This is a genomic window from Phytoactinopolyspora endophytica (assembly GCF_004138495.1).
Classification (GTDB): domain Bacteria; phylum Actinomycetota; class Actinomycetes; order Jiangellales; family Jiangellaceae; genus Phytoactinopolyspora; species Phytoactinopolyspora endophytica.
Window position 1 is genome coordinate 283,321 of record NZ_ML142854.1, and the last position, 3,144, is coordinate 286,464.

At 69.2% G+C, this 3,144-nt stretch carries 2 protein-coding genes; both read left to right on the forward strand.

Annotation, left to right across the window (positions count from 1 at the left end; all coding sequences use genetic code 11):
* Nucleotides 1–5: 5 nt before the first annotated feature.
* On the forward strand, nt 6–677 hold the full coding sequence (purQ, locus tag ELR45_RS14355; RefSeq protein WP_129667009.1) for a phosphoribosylformylglycinamidine synthase subunit PurQ: 672 nt from the start codon (nt 6–8) through the stop codon (nt 675–677).
* Between the two features lie 54 nt (nt 678–731).
* Entirely contained in the window at nt 732–2,993 is a 2,262-nt protein-coding gene (gene purL / locus ELR45_RS14360; protein WP_129667010.1) for a phosphoribosylformylglycinamidine synthase subunit PurL, read from the forward strand.
* Nucleotides 2,994–3,144: the final 151 nt, after the last annotated feature.

The window sequence follows — 3,144 nt, forward strand, 5'->3', positions numbered from 1 at the left end:
AGAGCGTGACCATTGGAGTTGTGACGTTCCCTGGCTCCCTGGACGACGGCGACGCCGGCCGCGCCGTGCGGATCGCCGACGGGGACGCCGTCTCCCTGTGGCACGGCGACGCGGATCTGCGCGGCGTCGACGCGGTTGTCCTGCCTGGTGGGTTCTCCTACGGTGACTACTTGCGGTGCGGCGCGATCGCGCGGTTCGCGCCGATCATGGAGCCGTTGATCGATGCCGCGCACGGCGGCATGCCGGTGCTGGGCATCTGCAACGGTTTTCAGGTGCTGTGTGAGGCGCACCTGCTGCCCGGCGCACTCGTGCGCAACGATCACCGCAAGTTCGTCTGCCGTGACCAGCGGCTGCGTATCGAGAACGCTTCCACGGCGTGGACGTCCGCCTACGAGAAGGATCAGGAGATCGTCATCCCGTTGAAGAACGGCGAGGGCGGCTACGTCGCCGACGAAGCCACGCTGGACCGGCTGGAGACCGAGGGACGCGTCGTCGCTCGCTATCTCGAGATCAACCCGAACGGCTCGTATCGCGACATCGCCGGCGTGACTAACGAACGGGGCAATGTCGTCGGGCTGATGCCGCACCCCGAGCACGCCGTCGAGGAGCTGACCGGGCCCGGAACCGACGGCCTCGGCTTCTTCACCTCGGTCCTCGAAAGCTTGGTGGCAGCGTGAGCCTGGTACCGGAACGGCGAGGCGACGAGCGAGGGACGAGTGAGGAGCCCGAGGGTGACAGTTGACACCGTTGAGACGGCGACCAAGACGCCCGAGCAGCCCCAGCCCTGGGCGGAGCTGGGCCTGAAGGCGAACGAGTACGAGCGCATCCGGGACATCCTCGGCCGCCGGCCGACCAGTTCCGAGCTGGCCATGTACAGCGTGATGTGGTCCGAGCACTGCTCGTACAAGTCGAGCAAGGTGCACCTGCGGCGCTTCGGCGAGCTGCGGCAGGAGACGCCGGTCGGGAAGCTTCTGGCCGGTATCGGTGAGAACGCGGGCGTGATCGACGTCGGGGAGGGCTACGCGGTCACGTTCAAGGCCGAATCGCACAACCACCCGTCGTACGTCGAGCCCTACCAGGGCGCGGCCACCGGCGTCGGCGGCATCGTCCGGGACATCCTGGCGATGGGCGCCCGGCCGATCGGGGTGATGGACTCGCTGCGCTTCGGGCCACACGACGCGCCGGACACCGCACGTGTACTGCCGGGCGTCGTCGCCGGCGTGGGTGGCTACGGGAACTGCCTGGGCCTGCCGAACGTCGGTGGCGAGGTGGTGTTCGACCCGTCGTATGCGGGAAATCCACTGGTCAACGCGCTGTGCGTCGGGGTCATGCGGCATGAGGACCTGCACTTGGCCAAGGCGGCGGGGGTGGGAAACCAGGTGATCCTCTACGGCGCTCGGACTGGCGGCGACGGCATCGGCGGTGCGTCGATCCTGGCCTCGGAGACGTTCGAGTCGGAGGGCCCGGTGAAGCGGCCGAGCGTGCAGGTCGGCGATCCGTTCATGGAGAAGCTCCTGATCGAGTGCACGCTGGAGTTGTTCGCCGCAGGGATCATCTCGGGGATTCAGGACTTCGGTGCGGCCGGCCTCTCATGCGCGACGTCGGAGCTGGCCAGCGCTGGCGAGGGCGGCATGCACGTGATCCTCGACCGGGTGCCGCTGCGTGACTCGACGCTCGCTCCGGAGGAGATCCTTATGAGCGAGTCGCAGGAGCGGATGATGGCCGTCGTCGAGCCGGCCGACGTCGAGCGGTTCATGGAGATCTGCGCCAAGTGGGACGTCCAGGCCGACGTGGTCGGTGAGGTCAACGATTCGCAGCGGCTGACCATCGAGTGGCGCGGCGAAGCGATCGTGGATGTGCCACCGCGGACCGTCGCGCACGAGGGCCCGGTGTACGAGCGCCCCTACGCACGCCCGGACTGGCAGGACGAGCTGCAGGCGGCGACGCCGTCGTCGCTGGTGCGTCCTTCCGGCGGAGACGAGCTGCGTTCGACGCTGCTTCGGATGGTGGCGTCGCCGAACCTGTGCTCCCGGGCGCTGGTCACCGACCAGTACGACCGCTACGTCCTCGGTAACACCGTGCTCGCCCAGCCGGAGGACGCGGGCGTCATCCGGCTCGATGAGGAGTCCGGTCTCGGGATCGCGCTCTCCACGGACGCGAACGGCCGGTACGCGAAACTTGACCCCTACCTGGGCGCGCAGCTGGCGCTCGCCGAGGCCTACCGGAACGTCGCCGTCACAGGTGCGAAGCCGGTGGCCGTGACGGACTGCCTCAACTTCGGCTCGCCGGAGGACCCGGCGGTCATGTGGCAGTTCGCCGAGGCGGTGCGCGGGCTGGCCGACGGATGCCAGAAGCTCGGCACGCCGGTGACCGGCGGCAATGTCTCGCTCTACAACCAGACCGGTGAGACTGCGATTCTGCCGACGCCGGTGGTCGGTGTGCTCGGCGTGCTGGACGACGTCGAGCGACGGACGCCGTATGGGTTCCGTTCGCCCGGTCACATCATCTACCTGCTGGGCGAGACCCGGGACGAGTTCGGAGGATCCGAGTGGGCGCACGTCGTCCACTCTCACCTGGGCGGGCTGCCGCCGGCCGTCGACCTCGACGCGGAGCGGGAGCTGGCGGAGATCCTGCACAGCGCGTCCCGGGACGGGCTGGTCTCCGCGGCGCATGACATCTCCGACGGCGGGGTTGCACAGGCGCTCGTCGAGTCGGTGCTCCGGCATGGCGTCGGCGCCCGGGTCTGGGTGCCCGATGGGCTGGACCCATTCGTCTTCCTGTTCTCCGAGTCGACAGCCCGGGCCGTCGTCGCCGTGCCGCATCCCGAAGAGGTGCGGTTCACCGGGATGTGCGGCGCGCGGAGGTTCCCGCACGAGCGGATCGGCGTGATCGACGACGAGGGTGCGCTCGAGGTGCAGGGCCAGTTCAACATCCCCGTCGACGAGCTCCGTCGTGCTCACGAGGCGACCCTGCCCGCCGCGTTCGGCGAGTAGCGACCGGGGGCCGGTCGTCGACATCGGGTGTTCGACGGCGCTCGACATCCCTGTGGCCGGCCGACCTACGTACATCAGGGCGGCTGCGGTGTCGCACGGCGGAGCCGGGCAAGCTGTGCGGAGAGCCGAGCGACGCGGCGTTCGCGACGGC